General features: G+C 59.6%; 17 protein-coding genes. 3 read left to right on the plus strand and 14 right to left on the minus strand.

The window, feature by feature from the left end:
• The first annotated feature begins 357 nt into the window (after window positions 1-357).
• The gene (locus KJY40_RS14930) at window positions 358-624 is read left to right on the plus strand and encodes a DUF1652 domain-containing protein (protein WP_230730835.1); all 267 of its coding nucleotides are present in this window, start codon (window positions 358-360) and stop codon (window positions 622-624) included.
• On the opposite strand, the gene KJY40_RS14935 is transcribed toward KJY40_RS14930, so the two are convergent.
• Both KJY40_RS14935 and KJY40_RS14940 read right to left on the minus strand, forming a co-directional pair.
• Entirely contained in the window at window positions 621-1,019 is a 399-nt protein-coding gene (locus KJY40_RS14935) for a hypothetical protein (RefSeq protein ID WP_230730837.1), read from the minus strand. The two genes, KJY40_RS14930 and KJY40_RS14935, sit on opposite strands and share 4 nt — an antisense overlap.
• 90 nt (window positions 1,020-1,109) lie before the next feature.
• Window positions 1,110-1,379: a DUF2790 domain-containing protein gene (locus tag KJY40_RS14940; protein ID WP_230730839.1), complete on the minus strand. Its 270-nt coding sequence runs from the start codon at window positions 1,377-1,379 to the stop codon at window positions 1,110-1,112.
• Here KJY40_RS14940 and KJY40_RS14945 point away from each other — a divergent pair.
• A complete protein-coding gene (locus KJY40_RS14945) occupies window positions 1,372-1,509 on the plus strand; it encodes a hypothetical protein (RefSeq protein ID WP_230730840.1) in 138 nt (45 codons plus the stop codon). The two genes, KJY40_RS14940 and KJY40_RS14945, sit on opposite strands and share 8 nt — an antisense overlap.
• A 131-nt stretch (window positions 1,510-1,640) precedes the next feature.
• On the opposite strand, the gene KJY40_RS14950 is transcribed toward KJY40_RS14945, so the two are convergent.
• Window positions 1,641-3,626 carry a type VI secretion system Vgr family protein gene (locus tag KJY40_RS14950; protein ID WP_230730841.1) on the minus strand — a complete coding sequence of 662 codons (1,986 nt, stop codon included), beginning with the start codon at window positions 3,624-3,626 and terminating at the stop codon, window positions 1,641-1,643.
• A gap of 360 nt (window positions 3,627-3,986) precedes the next feature.
• Between KJY40_RS14950 and KJY40_RS14955 the strand changes: the two genes are divergently transcribed.
• Window positions 3,987-5,288 carry an OprD family porin gene (locus tag KJY40_RS14955; RefSeq protein ID WP_230730842.1) on the plus strand — a complete coding sequence of 434 codons (1,302 nt, stop codon included), beginning with the start codon at window positions 3,987-3,989 and terminating at the stop codon, window positions 5,286-5,288.
• Window positions 5,289-5,432: 144 nt separating this feature from the next.
• On the opposite strand, the gene KJY40_RS14960 is transcribed toward KJY40_RS14955, so the two are convergent.
• From KJY40_RS14960 to KJY40_RS15010, 11 genes are all read right to left on the minus strand, one after another.
• The gene (locus tag KJY40_RS14960; RefSeq protein WP_230730843.1) at window positions 5,433-6,053 is read right to left on the minus strand and encodes a transglycosylase SLT domain-containing protein; all 621 of its coding nucleotides are present in this window, start codon (window positions 6,051-6,053) and stop codon (window positions 5,433-5,435) included.
• Window positions 6,054-6,097: 44 nt separating this feature from the next.
• Window positions 6,098-7,036: a carbohydrate kinase family protein gene (locus KJY40_RS14965; RefSeq protein WP_230730844.1), complete on the minus strand. Its 939-nt coding sequence runs from the start codon at window positions 7,034-7,036 to the stop codon at window positions 6,098-6,100.
• A 13-nt stretch (window positions 7,037-7,049) separates the two neighbouring features.
• Entirely contained in the window at window positions 7,050-8,546 is a 1,497-nt protein-coding gene (gene xylB, locus KJY40_RS14970; RefSeq protein WP_230730853.1) for a xylulokinase, read from the minus strand.
• A gap of 14 nt (window positions 8,547-8,560) precedes the next feature.
• A complete protein-coding gene (locus tag KJY40_RS14975) occupies window positions 8,561-10,033 on the minus strand; it encodes a mannitol dehydrogenase family protein (RefSeq protein WP_230730854.1) in 1,473 nt (490 codons plus the stop codon).
• A 16-nt stretch (window positions 10,034-10,049) separates the two neighbouring features.
• On the minus strand, window positions 10,050-11,153 hold the full coding sequence (locus KJY40_RS14980) for an ABC transporter ATP-binding protein (RefSeq protein ID WP_230730855.1): 1,104 nt from the start codon (window positions 11,151-11,153) through the stop codon (window positions 10,050-10,052).
• Window positions 11,154-11,176: 23 nt separating this feature from the next.
• Window positions 11,177-12,007: a carbohydrate ABC transporter permease gene (locus KJY40_RS14985; RefSeq protein ID WP_007957423.1), complete on the minus strand. Its 831-nt coding sequence runs from the start codon at window positions 12,005-12,007 to the stop codon at window positions 11,177-11,179.
• Between the two features lie 8 nt (window positions 12,008-12,015).
• Complete coding sequence (locus KJY40_RS14990) at window positions 12,016-12,942, minus strand: carbohydrate ABC transporter permease (RefSeq protein ID WP_039768250.1); 927 nt, start codon at window positions 12,940-12,942, stop codon at window positions 12,016-12,018.
• Between the two features lie 168 nt (window positions 12,943-13,110).
• Window positions 13,111-14,421, minus strand: a complete 1,311-nt coding sequence (locus KJY40_RS14995; protein WP_230730856.1) for an ABC transporter substrate-binding protein — start codon at window positions 14,419-14,421, stop codon at window positions 13,111-13,113.
• Window positions 14,422-14,647: 226 nt separating this feature from the next.
• On the minus strand, window positions 14,648-15,553 hold the full coding sequence (locus KJY40_RS15000) for an AraC family transcriptional regulator (RefSeq protein WP_085610235.1): 906 nt from the start codon (window positions 15,551-15,553) through the stop codon (window positions 14,648-14,650).
• Between the two features lie 74 nt (window positions 15,554-15,627).
• Complete coding sequence (locus KJY40_RS15005; RefSeq protein WP_230730857.1) at window positions 15,628-16,473, minus strand: phosphatidylinositol-specific phospholipase C domain-containing protein; 846 nt, start codon at window positions 16,471-16,473, stop codon at window positions 15,628-15,630.
• Between the two features lie 150 nt (window positions 16,474-16,623).
• A complete protein-coding gene (locus KJY40_RS15010; RefSeq protein ID WP_230730858.1) occupies window positions 16,624-17,913 on the minus strand; it encodes a glycosyltransferase in 1,290 nt (429 codons plus the stop codon).
• Window positions 17,914-17,978: the final 65 nt, after the last annotated feature.

Genomic DNA, 17,978 nt, shown 5'->3' on the forward strand with positions numbered 1-17,978 from the left:
GGGTGTACGTTGGTTGACGGGCATTCTCACTGTCACAGGCGATGAATGCAAACCGCCAGCCGCATGCAAATTGCAGTGCCTGCACGATCGAATCTTGCATTTTGCAACTGGCCAGTGGCCTGTCTTTTTGCCAAGCCGTTGATTTGCAAGGAGGTGAAAGCGACCCGATGAAAGGCACGTTTTATGCGTTGATTTGGTGCGGCGCACCGAGTTTGGGCGCCTACACTCCAATGGGCATTTCGCAGTACAGCCGCTTGTCACACCCAGGGATTCAGCGGGGATACACCCGTGGGAAGCCGTGGCAACGGTCGACGTGAATACTTGATTGGCAGTCTCACAGTAAGGAGAGGTTTCGCCATGTTTTTGTCTGCCTTGGAACTGCGCAACATCATAGAAAGCAGCTTTCTACCAAAACGCTGCCAGTGCACGCTGTCCCCGGATCTGTCGATGACCGTCAAGGTGTATGGCGATCACCAGACCGATCAGGTTGAGCTGCTGGTGAGTGGCATCGATGCCAGTCATCTGAACAGCTGTCGCGAAATCAACGGCCTGATCGCCGGGTTGCGCTCGGATCTTGCGCAACACACGGCAACTCACTCAGTGCCGCGATCCAGAGTCGTCTAACCGACTGTTTCACCCAGTTCGACCGTCACGCGCCGGGCCTGCAAGAAGCCAAGGCCCAGCGCGAACTCGACCAGCACCGCGAGCAGAATCCCGGGGCCGGCGTGGCCGTTGAGCCATTCAGCGAAACCCAGGACCGCCAGACCAAAACAGCCGACGATAAAACCGTTGCTCAGGGCATTGCGCGCGATCGACACCGGCGCGTTGCGCACCAGATAAAACATCACCCCCAACGCCGCGAACAGCACTGCCATGCGTCGTGCGACAAATCCTGCTGCCTCGGAGTATTCAATGCTCCAGATCGAAAGCAGTATTTGCGGCACGAGGCCCCAGGCCAGCGCCAGCAGAAAACACAGGGAAAAGGTGAGGGTCGACAACGTGCGAAACGACAACTGCATGGCGAATCCTTGCGGCAGTGAGGAGGGCCCCGAGCATACCCTTCGAGACCCGTGCTCGCCTACCGCAGCGCCGCAAATCAGAGCTTTCTGTCAGTTTTGGAAGCTGCACGCGTCAGACAATTTCCGGTAACTGATTTCCTCGGGTTTGCCGGCGTTGTCGAGGTACTTCATGTCGGCGGTAATGACCTTGCATTGCTGCGTATGCGGCTCGGTCATCGAGATCACTTTGCTGACGTGCAGGGGCATGCCGTATTCGTAGGGCACAGCCTTGGTGTTGGCGGACGTGTCATTGGCCTGGGCCAGCCCGGCAAACGCGGTGCAGGCGAGGGCGGTGGTGAGCAGGAACGGACGAATGTTCATGATGGACTCCGGTGCGACGGAAATTGAGTTCGGCCTGTTGCAAGCCAAACCTGCCGCACTCGGCGTCAGCCGGGGGCTGAGGGTGTGCGGTTCAGTAGAGTTTTTGACCGCGGCGTTAAGCGATGGTTAACCGGGCTGAACGCCGGCTGTCTGAGCGGGGATAGTTTCGTGGGGGCGTCTCGGCGAATGCCTGCAGGATCAGGCACCTTGGCGTTCGATCAGGATTGACGGAGTGACCCGTTGGCCACTCCGTCAATCGCATCAAGCCGACTTCACAACCTGCTTCGGCGAAACAACGGTGCCCGGCTTGTCGTTGGCGGCCGGGGTCGGAATGACCGGCGGCAGAATCGCGATCCCGGTGCCGGCACCCGGCGCACCACCGGTATTGGCCTTCACCTCCGCACCACTGATGGTCACACCCCCCGCATCAACCTTGACGAAACTGCCGCCAGCCTTGGCCGTCAGCTCCATCCCGCCTTCGATCACGACTTTGTCACCCGCGTGGTAGTGAATCTCCGTACCCGCTTCGACAAACTGCCCGGTGCCGACTTTCACATGCTGGGTAACGCCCACAGTCAGGTGATCGTTGGCGCGCATTTCGCTCTTGCGGTCCAGGTGGGTGATGCGGTGTTCCTCGACCTTGAATTCGCTCAGCGTATTGGCCTCGACGGTGTCATGCCGTTCATTGCCGACGCGGATCTTCTGGTCGTGCTCGATGTTCTCGTCCCAGTCGCGCTGGGCGTGGATGTAGATCTGCTCGACGCCTTTCTTGTCTTCGATGCGGAACTCGTTGTAGCCCTTGCCGCCCGGGGAACTGAGGGTCTTGAAGGTGCTGCGGGTCTTGTTCGCCGGCAAGTCGTAAGGAACGACGTTTTCCTTGTGGTACAGGCAACCGGTCACCAGCGGCTGGTCGGGGTCGCCTTCAAGGAAGGTCACCAGCACTTCCATGCCGATGCGCGGGATGGCGATGCCGCCGTACGCTGCGCCGGCCCAGCCGCTGGCGACGCGCAGCCAGCAGGTGGTCTTGTCGTCGGCTTGGCCTTCGCGGTCCCAGTGGAATTGCACCTTCACGCGGCCGTACTGGTCGCAGTGGATTTCTTCGCCAGCGGGGCCGGTGACGATCGCGGTCTGGCTGCCGAGGACTTTCGGTTTCGGGTGCTCGAGGGCAGGGCGGTAGTGGGCGTCCCACGGGGTGGCCACGAAGCTGTTGCGGTAGCCCTGGTGGAAATCGCTCTTGTTGTCGGTCACGTCGCTGGTGACGTTTTCGCCCAGCACTTGCGGCTGTTTGCCTTCGTGGAAGATTTCCAGCAACAGCCACAGGTCATTCCACTCGGCGCGCGGGTGTTCGGCCAGGGTCATGAAATGGCCGGTGGTCAGGGTCGGCTCGTCACCTTTGCCTTCGGCGAGTTTGTAGTCGCTGCGGTGGCGTTCCAGCGCGCGGGTCGCGAGGAACTTGCCGCGTTCACGCGTGGTGAAGCGGCCGGGGTAGTCGTAGTCCTCAAGATCCGGCATGAACGCGGATTTGGCCGCGCCTTCAGGCAGAATCTTCGGTTTCTCGAAATCGTAATCGCGACGGCTGACGCGACTGGTACGGGTTTCCAGGCGCAGGTTGAAACGCTTGATCACCGGTTTGTCGGCGGTCATCCCCGAATCCTGCTGGTAGTTGACCGGTTTCAGTTTGCGGAACACGGTCTGGTCGTCGCCGAACACCAGCTTGTGGCCGCTGCTGCTGTGCTGGAAGTGGAAGTGAATGCCTTCCTCTTCGCACAGGCGCTGGATGAAATGCAGGTCGGATTCGTCGTACTGCACGCAATAATCGCGTTCCGGGTATTCGGCACTGAGCTGGAAGCTGTAGGCGTCGGCCAGAATGCCGCGATCTTCCAGTACCTGAGCAATGATCTTCGGCACCGTCAGTTGCTGGAAGATCTGCTGGTCATGGTTGTGCCGCAGGTAAGCCAGTTGCGGCACCAGGCTCAGGCTGTAACGGGTCAGGGTCTTGCCGGAATCGCCTTGTTCGATGCGATACACCAGACCATGAATCTTGCCCTCGCCAGTGGCGCCGAAGGTCAGGCAGCCGGGCTTGTGCAGGAGTTCTTCAAGTTTGAGGTCGGGGCGGGCACTGACCAGTTCGATGTCGAAACGGAACGGTTCGTTGAGGGCTTCGCGACCGGTGAAGCTGAGGACTTGCAGGTCGGCGGAAGCGCCTTCGAGCGTGAGGGTAATGTGGGTAGCGTTGGCGTCCAGCATGCCTTGATTTCCGTCCTTTGGATTAGCGTGGGCGGATGGTGCAGGATTAAACCGCCTCGTTCAAGGCGCAAATGCCGTAGAAGCACAGGCCTGACGGCATAGGGAAAACCCTTAGGCCGGGTGTTTCGCCCCGTGAAACGGGCACTTGCGCACAAGAGATCTCGTGCAATCGTCAACCTCAACGTTCAAGAACAATCAGTCAGTTTCAGACTAAAGTCGCCTGTGGCACGTCAAAGCCATCTGCCATCATTGGCGCTCACCCCGCGTGTTCACTGCCTCCCGGTTCTTTATCGACCTGGGACGGGAGCTATTTCTGGTTGTTTGCGCCTGTGCGCAATCGTTGTTCTGTTGGAGTTTTCAATGCGTCCCCCATTTCCCCTCATCACCCCGCGCCAGTCGTTTGGCTTCGGAGCCTTTGTGCTGTGCGCCGGTTTTACCGCGCAGGTCCAGGCCAGCGGCTTTTTCGAAGACACCACGGCGAAGATCGAGTCGCGCACGGTGTACTTCAACCGCGATTTCCGTGACGGGCACACCTCCAGTGATCAGGGCGCGTCCAAGCGCGAAGAGTCGGCGCAGGGCTTCATTCTCAATCTGCAATCGGGCTATACCGAAGGCACCGTCGGCTTTGGTATCGATGCGTTGGGCATGCTCGGTTTTCAACTCGATTCCAGCCCGGATCGCAGCAATAGCGGCCTGTTGCCGTCCAGCGGCGACAACCCGCGCGGTTCGAAAGGTCAGTACGCGAAGATGGGCCTGACCGCCAAGGTCAAAGTCTCGGGCACGGTGCTTAAATACGGCGCGCTGCTGCCGGATCTGCCGCTGCTCAAGTACAACGACGGCCGCCTGCTGCCGACCATGTTCAACGGCGCGATGCTGACCTCCAAAGAGGTGAAGGACCTGACCTTCATGGCCGCGCGTCTGGACAAATACACCGCGCGGGATTCGACCGATTCGCAAGACATCCGTGTGCACTGCAAGAACAAGCGTTATGCCTGCAACACCACCGCCGATCATTTCGACATGTACGGCTTCGACTACAAGATCAACGATCGCCTGACCGCGCAGTACCACTACGCCGAGCTGGAAGACATCTATCGCCAGCACTTCGTCGGTCTGCTGGGCAACCAGCCGCTGGGTGACGGCGTGTTGAAAGCCGATCTGCGTTTGCTGAAAAGCGCCGACAGCGGTGATGCGAAAGCCGGTTCAATCGACAACCGGGCGTTGAGCGGCATGCTGTCCTACGGCATCAGCGGCCACACCTTCAGCGCCGGCTGGCAGCGTATGAACGGCGACAATTCGATGCCGTATCTGGATGGCAGTAACCCGTACCTGGTGAACTACGTGCAGGTCAACGACTTCGCCGCCGCGCAGGAACGTTCCTGGCAGCTGCGTTATGACTATGACTTCAAGGCGATCGGCATCAACGGCCTGAGCTTCCTGACCCGTTACGTGAACGGCGATCACATCAAGGTCCCGGGCAGCGATCAGGAAGGCAAAGAGTGGGAACGCGACAGCGAGCTGAAGTACGTGATTCAGACCGGGACGTTCAAGGACGTCAGCCTGCGTTTGCGTAATGCGACGTACCGCACCAACTACGAGAAGTTCGCCCGGGATGTGGATGAGACCCGGTTGATTGTGAGTTACAACTTTTCGGTGTTGTAACACATAGGTCGGTGGTGTCTGGACTGACGCCTTCGCGGGCAAGCCCGCTCCCACAGGTTTCCCGGGTGCACACTAAATTGTGGTCACTCTAAATCCCTGTGGGAGCGGGCTTGCTCGCGAATGCGTCCGTAAGAGCACTGAGGGTCAGAGCCAATGCCAGAACCGGCTCCAGAACCCGCGATTCAGATCATCCTTGCACGCCGCGTATTGCTGACCGTACATGTCCGCGCGGTTCTGCACCTTGCGCGCCACCGGCGGCAGCCACGCCTTGCTGGCATAGGTCTTCTGGCGAAAACCGCCCCAGCCTTCGTGGTAGTTGAGGTATTGATTGTAGGCGTCGTACTTGTACACGCCGTTGATCGACGTGGTCTTGTCCATGTACCAGCCGACGAAGTCGATGGCGTCGTCGAAGTCTTCGCGATCGGCGCCATATCTTCCGGTGCTTTTCTGGTAATCAGACCAGACTTCATCCTTGGCCTGCGCATAACCCGACGCCGTCGAAACCCGGCCCCACGGGATCACCCACAACAGGTATTTGCGCGGCGTCTTGGCGTCGTAGCGGTAGCCGGACTCCTGATACATGATCGCGAACGGAACCTGGATCGGTACGCCCCAGCGCTTTTGCGTGACTTGCGCCGCGTCGTACCAATCGCTTTTTTCGCGGAAAATCTCGCAGAGGTTTTCCGGCGAACGCGGCGGCGATGTTCCGCAACCGGTCAGCAGTGCCGCCAATACCAACAGTCCAACCGTGCGCCGCGAATTCAAAAGCCGTCATCCCGTCGTGCAAAAAAGGGCGCCAGTCTACGCGGTCAGGTCAACTGGTGGCGATAAGGCAAATCCGGACCTGTTTTACTGCATGTAAGGGCGGCGGCCTGTACGGCAAACCTGAGCATGCCGTCGATCTGTTCGCGGCTCAGGTGCTGCACGCCTTCCACCGAATCCAGCTCATGCTCGGTCAGCCAGGTGATCAACGCGGCCTGGAAGGTATCGCCGGCGCCGACGGTATCGGCAATCTTCACCGAGCTTGCCGGCACCGACCATGAACCGTGGGCACGGCTGAACACGGTCGCGCCTTCACCGCCACGGGTCAGGAACACCACCTGGCAGCGATGCTGCAACCAGCCTTCGATGACGCGCGCCGGATCCTGCTCGGGATACAGCAGGCTCAGATCTTCGTCGCTGACCTTGATCAGGTCCGCCAACGGCACCAGCGTAGCGATTCGTTCGCGCCACAGGTCGATGTTCGGCTCGGGGTTGAGGCGCACGTTCGGGTCGAGGCTGATCAGGCGCTTGCCGCTTTCACGCTGCACCAGCGCAAGCAAGGTATCGGCAATCGGCTGCACCACCAGCGAGAAGGAACCGAAGTGCAGACCGCGTACTTCAGGGCCCAACGTTGGCAGGTGCGTCAGGCTCAACTGGCGATCAGCGCAGCCTTCGCCACGGAAGCTGTAATGCGGCGAGCCATTGGCGCCTACGGCAACCATAGCCAGGGTGGTCGGCGCAGCGAAATCCACCAGATAGTCCGGACGCACACCTTCATCCTGCAGCACTTGCTGCAAACGACGGCCGAGGTAGTCGGTGGACAAACCGCCGAACAGCGCCGAATCCACGCCCAGCCGGCGCAAGCCCACCGCCACGTTGAACGGCGAGCCACCGGCAATCGCCTTGAAATTGACTTTCGATGCCTGTCCGCCGGCATCGTCTTGGCTGAAGAAATCGAACAGCGCTTCGCCACACACCAGGTACATAGTTGTTTGCTCTTTATAAGGTTGCGACATGCAGTCGATAGCGTTCATAGGCCTGCTGGAACGCCGCGACATTGGCGGCAACCGGCAGGGTTTCACTGTTCAGGTCGAGCTTCACGCAGCGCTGGCAAAGGTCGGCCAGGGTGTCTTCGTGGCCGTTCGACCACGACTTGCACCACGCCGCCTGAATCGCCGCGCCCAGCGCAGCGGCTTCGCTCTGCTCGGTGCAGATCACCGGGGTGTTCATGATGTCGGCGACGATCTGCCGCCACACCGCACTTTTCGAACCGCCGCCGATCAGGCAAATGCTGCGGCTTTGTAAACCATTCTGGCGTAGCAGATCCAGTCCATAACGCAGGCCGAAGGTGGTGCCTTCGACGGCGGCGCGGCACAGATTGGCTTGCGTCAGGTTATCGATCGTCAGGCCATGCAGGCTGCCGCTGGCGTGGGGCAGGGGAGGCACGCGTTCGCCGTTGAGGAACGGCAGCATGCTGACACCCTCGGCGCCGATCGGGGCCTGGGCCACCAAGGCGTTGAAGGCGTCGAGATCGAGGTCGAACAGTTCACGGATCGCGCCGGTGGCATTGGTCAGGTTCATGGTGCAGATCAACGGCATCCAGCCTCCGCTCGACGAACAGAAGGTCGCGACCGACGCATCCGGACTGACCTTCGGCGCTTCGGCGTAGGCGTACACCGTGCCGGAAGAACCGAGGCTCATGGTGATCGCGCCCGGCTGAATATTGCCGGTGCCGATGGCGCCCATCATGTTGTCGCCGCCACCGCTGGATACCAGTGCGTTGGGGTTGATACCGAGTTGTTCGGCAATCGCCGGCAGGATCGTGCCGACCGCTTGATGGGCGTCGATCAGCTCCGGCAGCGCGGCTTGCAGACGGCCGCTGGTGTCGATGTCGCGCAGCAGCTGCAAATCCCATTGGCGAGTGCGTACGTTGAAATAGCCGGTGCCGGACGCGTCGCCGTATTCGCTGCACGCACGGCCGGTGAGCCAGAAATTTAGGTAGTCGTGGGGTAGCAGGATTCGTGCGATGCGGGAGAAAACGTCTGGATGCTGTTCCTTGGTCCACAGCAGTTTGGATACGGTGTAGCCCGGCGCGATGACCACGCCGAGGCGTTCCAGCGAGCCTTGCTCTCCGCCCAGATGAGCGAGCAGACGGTCGTTTTCAGCCGTGGTTTCGGTGTCGCACCAGAGCTTGGCCGGGCGCAGGACCTGGCCTTGATCGTCGAGCAGCACCAGACCGTGTTGCTGGCCGGAGACGCCGATGCCGAGGATCGACTGGCCGTCGACATTTGCCGCCAATAAAGCGCGGCGGGTGGCGAGGGCGAAGGCCTCAAGCCATTGCGCGGTGTCCTGCTCGCGACGGCCGTTGGCGGCGCTGATCATCGTGTGGGCGGCGGCGCCCTGGCCGAGGACCTGACCGCTGGTGGCGTCGAGGATGATCGCTTTGGTGCCTTGGGTGCCGCAGTCGATGCCGAGGAACAGTTGTTGGGTTGTCATGAATGTTTCACCCGTCAGGACAGAATGCTTTCCAGCGTCCGCGTCACGCCTTCTTCGCGCAAGCTGTTCAGGCACCATTCGAACGCTGCGACAAATTCTGGCGAACGCGGTATCGCCGTGCCGAAAATCTCCTCGACCCCCAGCAACCGCTCAGTGATCAAAGCATCCTCCGCCACCAACGCCTGACAAAACGCCGCCCGAGGATCCGGAATCGAATAAGTGTCGCCATTCTCGTCCACACCCTTCAAGTAAAGCGCCCAGGCCGCCACCACCAGCGCTGCACGCTTGGTCTCGCGCCCATCGGCAATCAACCGATTGATCGTCGGAATAGTGAACTTGGGAAACTTCGACGACCCATCCGAGCAAACCCGCTCAAGCTGATCGGCAATCGCCTGATTGGAAAACCGCGCCACCAGCGTGTCCTTGTATTCGGTCAGGTCGATCCCCGGCACCGGCGCCAGTTGCGGGGTTACGTCCAGGTCCATGTAGGCGCGCATGTAGCGCACGAACAACGGGTCGTTCATGGTCTCGTGAACGAAGCGGTAACCCTTCAAAAAGCCCAGATAAGTCAGCGCCAGATGGCTGCCGTTGAGCAGTTTGATCTTCATCTCTTCGTAAGGTGAAACGTCGTCGGTGAACTGCACGCCGACCTTTTCCCAGGCCGGGCGGCCGTTGACGAACTTGTCTTCCAGTACCCATTGCACGAACGGCTCGCAGACCACCGGCCAAGCGTCGTCGACGGCGTGTTTGTCCGCCAGTTGCAGGCGATGCGCGGTGCTGGTCATCGGCGTGATGCGGTCGACCATGGCGTTGGGGAAGCTGACGTTGGCGTCGATCCAGTCGCGCAGGTCCGGATCCAGCAGCGCGGTAAAGGCCAGCAGAGCTTTGCGAGTGACGGCGCCGTTGTGCGGCAGGTTATCGCAGGACATCACCGTGAACGCCGGAGTGCCCGCCGCACGTCGCTTGGCCAGCGCCGCACAGAGGAAACCGAACACGGTTTTCGGCTGTTGCGGGTACGTCAGGTCGTGCTGAATCTGCGGCAGGTGCGCCATGAACTCGCCGTTGCTGTCGTCAATGCAATAACCGCCCTCGGTGATGGTCAGCGAGACAATGCGGATCTGCGGGTCGGCGAGTTTTTCGATCAGCACCTGAGCGCTGTCCTCGGCCAGCAGCATGTCGCGGATCGCACCGATGACGCGAACTTCGGTGTCGTCGCTGTCGCCGAGTTCGAACAGGGTGAACAGGTAGTCTTGCTCCTTGAGGTCGTCGCGGGCGCGGCGGTCTTCGGCGCGCAGGCCGACGCCGCAAATGGCCCAGTCCAGCGCCTCGCCGGTGTTCATCAGTGCATCGGTGTAATACGCCTGATGCGCGCGATGGAAACCGCCGACGCCAATGTGGGCGATGCCCTGGCGGGTGTCGCTGAGGCTGTAGGCCGGCAGTTTGACTTCGGTGGCCAGGCGGTTGAGGTTTTGCTTGTTCAGTTTCATCGGGTCAGTCTCGAAATCAGGCGGCCGCGCGCAGCGGGCGGGTCAGCGCCACGCCGTCGGCATCGAACAGATGGCAGTGGGCAGCGTCCAGGTGCAGGTTCAGTTGTTCGCCGTAACGGCTCGCCAGATCACCGCGCACGCGCATGGTCAGGGCTTCGCCGGCGTTGGTCGTGACGTGGCAGAAGGTGTCGCTGCCCAGCCGCTCGCTGACATCGGCGGTGACTTGCAGGGTGCAGTCGCCCGCTTGCGCCAGTTCCAGATGTTCCGGACGAATGCCCAAGGTCACGGCGCTGCCGACGCTCAGGTTCGACGCGTTGAACGGCAGGGTGATGCGGGTGCCAGCGTCCAGCGAGACTTCGCAGCTCGCGCCATCGATCCGGGCGATCTGGCCTTTGAGGAAGCCCATCTTCGGCGTGCCGAGAAAACCGGCGACGAACAGGTTGGTGGGGTTGTGATACAGCTCCAGCGGCGAGCCGACCTGCTCGATCTTGCCGCCATTGAGCACCACGACCTTGTCGGCCATGGTCATGGCCTCGACCTGATCGTGGGTCACGTAGATCATCGTGGCTTTCAAATCTTTGTGCAGGCGCAGCAGTTCCAGGCGCATCTGCACCCGTAGGGCGGCGTCGAGGTTGGACAGCGGTTCGTCGAACAGAAAGATTTTCGGGTTGCGCACGATCGCCCGGCCGATGGCCACGCGCTGACGCTGGCCGCCGGACAGTTGTTTCGGCTTGCGTTCGAGCATCGGACCCAATTCGAGGATGCGCGCCGCTTCGCCGACTTTCTTCTCGACTTCAGCCTTCGGTACGCCGGCCAGGTCGAGGGCGAACGACATGTTTTTCTTCACGGTCATGTGCGGGTACAGCGCGTAGGTCTGGAACACCATTGCCAGGTCGCGCTTGGCCGGGCTGACTTCGGTGATGTCGCGACCGTCCAGTTCGATGGTGCCGCCGCTGACTTCTTCAAGGCCGGCGATCAGTCGCAGCAGGGTGGATTTGCCGCAGCCCGACGGGCCGACGAATACCACGAATTCCTTGTCGTTCACCTCAAGGTCGATGCCCTTGATGATGGAAAAACCTTCGAAGCCTTTTTGCAGATTCTTGATTTTCAGGTTGGCCATGGTGGCGCTCCTTTTGCGAATTCTTATTTGACGGCGCCGAACGACAGGCCGCGCACCAGTTGTTTCTGGCTGATCCAGCCAAAGATCAGGATCGGCGCGCAGGCCAGGGTCGAGACGGCCGACAACTTGGCCCAGAACAAGCCTTCGGGGCTTGAGTAGGAGGCGATCAGTGCGGTCAGTGGCGCGGCTTTGGACGAGGTCAGGTTCAGCGACCAGAACGCCTCGTTCCAGCACAGGATCAGCGACAGCAGCACGGTCGAGGCGAGGCCGCCCTTGGCGATCGGCAGCAGCACGCGGAGCATTTCCTGGGCCAGGGTGGCGCCGTCGAGGCGGGCGGCTTCGAGGATGTCCTTGGGGATGTCCTTGAAGTAGGTGTAAACCATCCAGACCACGATCGGCAGGTTGATCAGCGTGTAGATCACGATCAGCGCAATGCGCGTATCAAGCAGGCCGAAACTCTTGGCCAGCAGGTAGATCGGCATCAGCACGCCCACCGGTGGCAGCATCTTGGTGGAGAGCATCCACAGAAGCGTGCCTTTGGTGCGCTGGGTTTCGTAGAACGCCATCGAGTAGGCCGCCGGCACCGCGATCAGCAAGCACAGGGCGGTGGCGCTGAAGGAAATCACCACCGAGTTCCAGGCGAAACTGAAGTAGTCGCTGCGCTCGTTGATGTGCAGATAGTTCTCCAGCGTCGGCGTGAAGATGAACTGCGGCGGCGTGGCGAAGGCGTCGATTTCGGTCTTGAAGCTGGTCAGCACCATCCAGAAGATCGGGAAGAAAATGATGATCGCGATGGCCCAGGCCAGCGTGCCGAGCAGCAGGCTTTGCAGCCGGCGGGATTGTTGAAGAGTCATGGCAGGCCTCAGGCTTTGTCAGTCAGGTTTTTGCCGATCATCCGCACCAGAATGATCGCGGCGATGTTGGCGATGACCACGGCAATCAGGCCGCCGGCCGAGGCCATGCCGACGTCGAACTGCACCAGCGCCTGGTTGTAGATCAGGTAGGCGAGGTTGGTCGACGCGTAGCCGGGGCCGCCGTTGGTGGTGGTGAAGATTTCGGCGAACACCGACAGCAGGAAGATGGTTTCGATCATCACCACTACGGCAATCGGGCGCGCCAGGTGCGGCAGGGTCAGGTGCCAGAAGATCGCGATCGGGCCGGCGCCGTCGAGGCGGGCGGCTTCTTTCTGTTCCTGGTCGAGGGACTGCATGGCGGTCATCAGGATCAGGATCGCGAAGGGCAGCCATTGCCACGAGACAATGATGATGATCGACAGCAGCGGGTAGTGAGCGAGCCAGTCCACCGGCTGCGCGCCGAACAGCTTCCAGATGTAAGCCAGGATCCCGGACACCGGGTGGAAAATCAGGTTCTTCCAGATCAGCGCACCGACCGTGGGCATGATGAAGAACGGCGAAATCAGCATCACCCGCACGATGCCGCGACCGAAGAACTCACTGGCTTCAAGCAACGCGCTGATCAACACGCCGAACACCACGCTGATCAGCAGCACGCTGCCCACCAGCAACAAGGTGTTGGTAGCGCCGGGCATGAAGCCCGAGTCAGTCAGAAAATAGGTGAAGTTTTCCAGCCCGACGAATTCGTTGGTTCCCGGGTCGAGCAGGTTGTAGCGAATCATCGAGAAATAGACGGTCATGCCCAGCGGCACGATCATCCACAGCAGCAACAGGGCCACCGAAGGGCTGACCAGAAACCAGCCGGGATTGGCCACGCGGCTTTTGCGCCGGGGCTGCGACAGGTCGATGTGGGCTTTGGCAGTTGAAGTATTCATGGCGTTTACAACCGAGTCATACAGACCTATGGAGATCCCATGTGGGAGCGACGGTGCGACGATTCGACTTGCTCGCGAAGGCGTCGTGTCAGACAACAAATGTTTCACTGATACACCGCTTTCGCGAGCAAGCCCGCTCCCACAGGAGGCAGGAGCGAGCTTTGCGAGTTACTTCGGATAACCCGCGCGCTTCATCTCGCGTTCGGTGGTTTGCTGGGCGGCGGTCAAGGCCTGGTCGACCGTGGTCTGGCCGATCAACGCCGCCGAGAACAGCTTGCCGACCTGGGTGCCCACGCCCTGGAATTCAGGAATGGTCACCAGTTGGATGCCGATGTACGGCACAGGTTTGAGGGTCGGTTTGCTCGGATCAGCCGCTTTCAGCGATTCCAGCGTGACCTTGGCAAACGGCGCGGCGCTCATGTACGCGTCGCTGTAGGTCGAGGCGCGGGTGCCTGGCGGAACGTTGGCGATGCCGTCGGTCTTGGCGACCAGTTCTCCGTACTCTTTGGAAGTGGCCCACGCGCTGAACTCTTTGGCGGCGTCCTTGGCCTTGGAGCTGGTCGGAATCGCCAGCGCCCACGAGTACAGCCACGCCGAACCTTTATCGGTGACCTGATGCGGCGCGTAGGTGAAGCCGACGTGATCGGCGACCTTGCTTTGAGTCTTGTCGGTGACGAACGAGCCGGCAACGCTGGCATCGACCCACATTGCGCATTTGCCGCTGTTGAACAGGGCGAGGTTTTCGTTGAAGCCGTTGCTGGAGGCGCCGGGCGGGCCGGATTTCTTCATGGTGTCGACGTAGAAATTCAGCGCGTTCTTCCATTCCGGGCCATTGAATTCGGGTTTCCACTGCTCATCGAACCAGCGTGCGCCATAGGCGTTGGCCACGGTGGTGATCAGCGCGATGTTCTCGCCCCAGCCGGCCTTGCCGCGCAGGCAGATGCCGTACTGTTCCTTGTCTTTGTGGGTGAGTTTTTCAGCGAAGCCGGCGATCTGCTCCCAGGTCGGACGCTCCGGCATGGTCAGGCCGGCATCCTTGAACAGGTCGGTGCGGTAATAGGTAATCGAGCTTTCAGCGTAGAACGGCAGGGCGTACAGCGAACCCTTGACCGACAGGCCTTCACGCACCGACGGGAATACATCGTCGAGGGCGTAGCTGGCCGGCAGGTCCTTCATCGGTTCGAGCCAGCCTTTTGCACCCCAGAGTGCGGCTTCGTACATGCCGATGGTCAACACATCGAATTGACCGCCCTGGGTGGCGATGTCGGTGGTCAGGCGCTGACGCAGGACGTTTTCTTCGAGCACCACCCAATTGAGCTTGATGTCCGGATGCTCGGTCTCGAAGGTTTTCGAGAGCTTTTGCATGCGGATCATGTCGCTGTTGTTGACGGTGGCGATGGTCAGGGTCTGGGCGCCAAGGCTGACGCTGCTGAGGGTCATGCAGGTGAGGGCCAGCAGAGCTTTTGCAGTGGGTTGCATCGTGCACTCCTTTTCTGCACCCGGTGGGGGCAGAAGGACAGTTATTGTTTTTGTGTTCTTCCGGCGGGGGAAGAATGTGCACTGATTACAGCCTTCTGACGCAGGGCTGACAAATCATCCCTAGCACTTGAATCGATACTTTTTTGCACTCGGGATTGAGGCGATAAACGCAGGGAAGGGCGTTTCAGAAGGGCAGCAGCCATGAATCCGTACAGGTTTTCCTGCGTCAGCCGTGGTTTTGCTCGGTCAGGCGCTGCACCACCAGCCGACGATAATGCGAGGGCGTCATGCCTTTGAGCTGCTGAAAGCGTCGATTGAAATTGGAAATATTGTTGAAGCCCGATTCGAAACACACCTCGGTCACCGGTTTGTCACCGTCCGCCAGCAGCTCGCAGGATTTGCTGATGCGCAGGCGATTGACGAACTCGATGAAGTTGCGCCCGGTGGCCTGCTTGAACACGCGGCTGAAATAGGTGGGTTTCATGCCCAGGTGCTCGGCGACTTCCTCCAGTGGCAGTTCGCGGGCGTAGTGGGCAAAGATGTAGTCCACCGCACGGTTGGTGCGGTCGATGTTGTGTTCGTCGGCCAGTTGCGGGGTGGTCGCACCGGACAGCAACTGGTAATCGTCGCAGGCCGCCAGCAATTCCATCAGGATGAAAAAGTGCCCGAGACGGGTGATGCCGTTTGAATCGGCGATGCGTTGCATCAGGGTCATGGCCTGACGAATTGTCTGTGGTGAGCGGAATTCGATTCCGTACTGTGCGCGCTCAAGCAGCGGCGCGAGAGTCTTGAGTTCGGCGAACACCTGATGGCCGCTTTCGAACAGCTCATCGGTGAAGTTGACCAGCATGTCGCGCTTCTCGACCACTTCGTCCTCGGCCACCTGGCTGATCCAGTTGTGCGGCAGATTGGGGCCGGTCAGGAACAGCGTCTGCGGGTAGAAGTTGCCGATGTAGTCGCCGATGAACACCTTGCCCGAGCTGGCCACGATCAAATGCAGTTCGTATTCCTTATGGAAATGCCAGCGCACCAGCGGGCAGGGGAAACCGTGCTGGCGATAGATGATGGACAACCCGTTGTGGTCATCCATCAATTCATAAGAGGGGTCGGTCACGCGGGCGGTTCGAGTCATGATCGGCTGCTTTTTTGTTATCGCCCGACGATCATGCCTCTTTGTGCGCGGGGTGCGCCAGTTTCCATTGCGGCTTAAAGCGTGCGTTGTCGGGCCTTCATCAAGCTGGCAATCCGGCAGAACTCCACAAGGTCCGACTCTTCCATGAAGTCGACATTGATAATGTTGCACTTCAACGCCCAGTCACTTTTATCCAGGTCGAACCATTCGTTCAGTTCGCCGTGAATGTCGACGGGACCGCCAAGGGCGGTGTAACTGGTGGCGGATAACGACCAGGGCTTCCAGGTACCTGGCGGGTTTTGCAGGACGCTGCCAATAAATTGCCTCAACTCATCAGGGCTGGTAATGCCGTTGCCGGACCATCGATGGCTGATCAGATCGTGGAACAGATTGTGATCAAGTTGCCAATGTGACCTGGCTGCAGCGAACACACGTTGTTGCGTGCTCGCGCGCTTTAGTTCACGAAGGCTCAATGACAAGTTTTGGCGGGGAACCAGTCGGTGGCCCAGAAAGTGGATCATCATTTTATTGAAGTAGTCGTAATCGAAGTCGCTCCCATCAATGCTGTGAAAGTCCAGGATAATGAATTCATCCGGATTACTGTCCAGGAACTTGTTCACGTCGGTTATCAGATTTTCCAGAGTGCGAGAGTTTCGATGACCGTTATGATGAATGACAAACTTTTTCGGGCCTTCTCCCTTTTGATCATGGGTCAGTCGAATATCGAGCACCCTGGAACCATGATTCAACTGCGCATGAAAGGAATCATGCTGGCATGCGAGCCAGTGGCGTGGAGGGCCGAAAAGCGGATAGGAAGCGCGCCAGTCGCTGCCGGCGTTATGAGTGCCTGGCAGCGTCAGTTCAGATATCGACAGTGAGTCAATGGCGGGTGTCGAGCCCATCCAGTTGTTAGTGCTCATGAGTGCATCCTGCATAAGTTTTAAAAGATGCCGCTCTGTCAGGTGAGCAGGGCGGCACTTGCAGGATGTTTATAGTGTTTGATGTTCTGGTTGGCTATGTGTGGATCAATTCAAGTTGTTGGCTATTGTTTTCGGAAATGTCCAGATGGCTTACTTGTTCTGGTTCTTTGCCTCAATCCACTGCGCCATGTATTGGGTACTTTTGTGTGAGTGGTGACGCAACATGCTGCCGGTAAAGTTTTGGCGTCTTAGCTGAACAATGTTTTTGCGACATTCCTGCAACTTGTTGATCAATGCCGGTCCATGTATGGCTTGCGGGTAAACGTCGTTGAGCAGTGCTTGTCCCTGAGACTGAGCCGCTTGCCAACGGACCTCGTCGCGATAGAGCTCAACGGCGGCATTGGCCAGATCCTGCGCCGTACGACAAATTGCGCCCGGCCAGGGTTGGTCGGTGCGCATGCCTTCAGCGCCGATCGGCGTAGTGACACTCGGCGTTCCGCAGAGCATGGCATCGATCAGTTTGCCTTTGATGCCGGCGCCGAAACGCAAGGGTGCCAGGCAAATACGCGCATCGGACATGACCTGCAACGCATCTTCGGCCCAGTTCATGATGTGAAAACCCTGCGCGGCGTTGTGCAGAGCTGCGGCTTTGGGCGGCGTGTAGGCGCCGTAGATGTGCAATTGTGCTTTCGGGAGTTGCTCGCGGATCAGCGGCCAGACGGCTGATTTGATCCATAAAACCGCGTCCCAGTTCGGTGCGTGGCGAAAATTGCCGATACTGAGGAAGTGCGCACGCTCCTCGAACGACTTCGACGGCAGGCTGGGTGGATCGACCATCAACGGGCACCAGTGCAGCAGTTCAGGTGGCAACTTGAATTGCTGCACCAGCAACTCGATTTCCACCGGCGAGATCATCAGGTTCAGATCGCAGCGGTAGAGCGCGGCAATCTCGCGTTTGGCCAGGTCGGTGTCAGCCATCAGCTCGAATTCTTCGCGCAGCGCAGGCGCAAACAACTCATTGAAGTCGTTCGCGTCATCGCTGGCCTTCAGTCGATCCTTCAAGCGTTGATGACGAGCGTGCCGCAAACTCTGCAAGTCCGATGTTTCCAGTACGCGCAGAGCATTGGGGCAGTGTTTTTCCACGCGCCAGCCGAATTGTTCTTCGATCATGAACTGGTCGAACAGCACGATATCCGGCGCCAGCTCGCTGACGAAGACATCGAAGCTGCTGTTGTTCAATTCGATCGGAACAGTGCGAATGCCCAATTCGGCAAGATCGGCCGGATGTTCGCCAACGCCTGCGGGGCTGGCAAAAGTAACGTTCCAGCCCTGTTGCAGGAAGGTCTCGAGAATCTGCATCACATGCCCGCTCGCGGCGGAGGAACGGGGTTCCGGCCAGACGTAACCAATGACGAGGACTTTGGTTGCGGGCTGACTCATGAAAAGGTAATTCCTGAAGAACGGGAGAGAAGAAGAAAAAACGCGCGGATTAGAACATATCCTGA

Origin of the sequence: Pseudomonas fitomaticsae (assembly GCF_021018765.1) — a bacterium.
GTDB lineage: Bacteria > Pseudomonadota > Gammaproteobacteria > Pseudomonadales > Pseudomonadaceae > Aquipseudomonas > Aquipseudomonas fitomaticsae.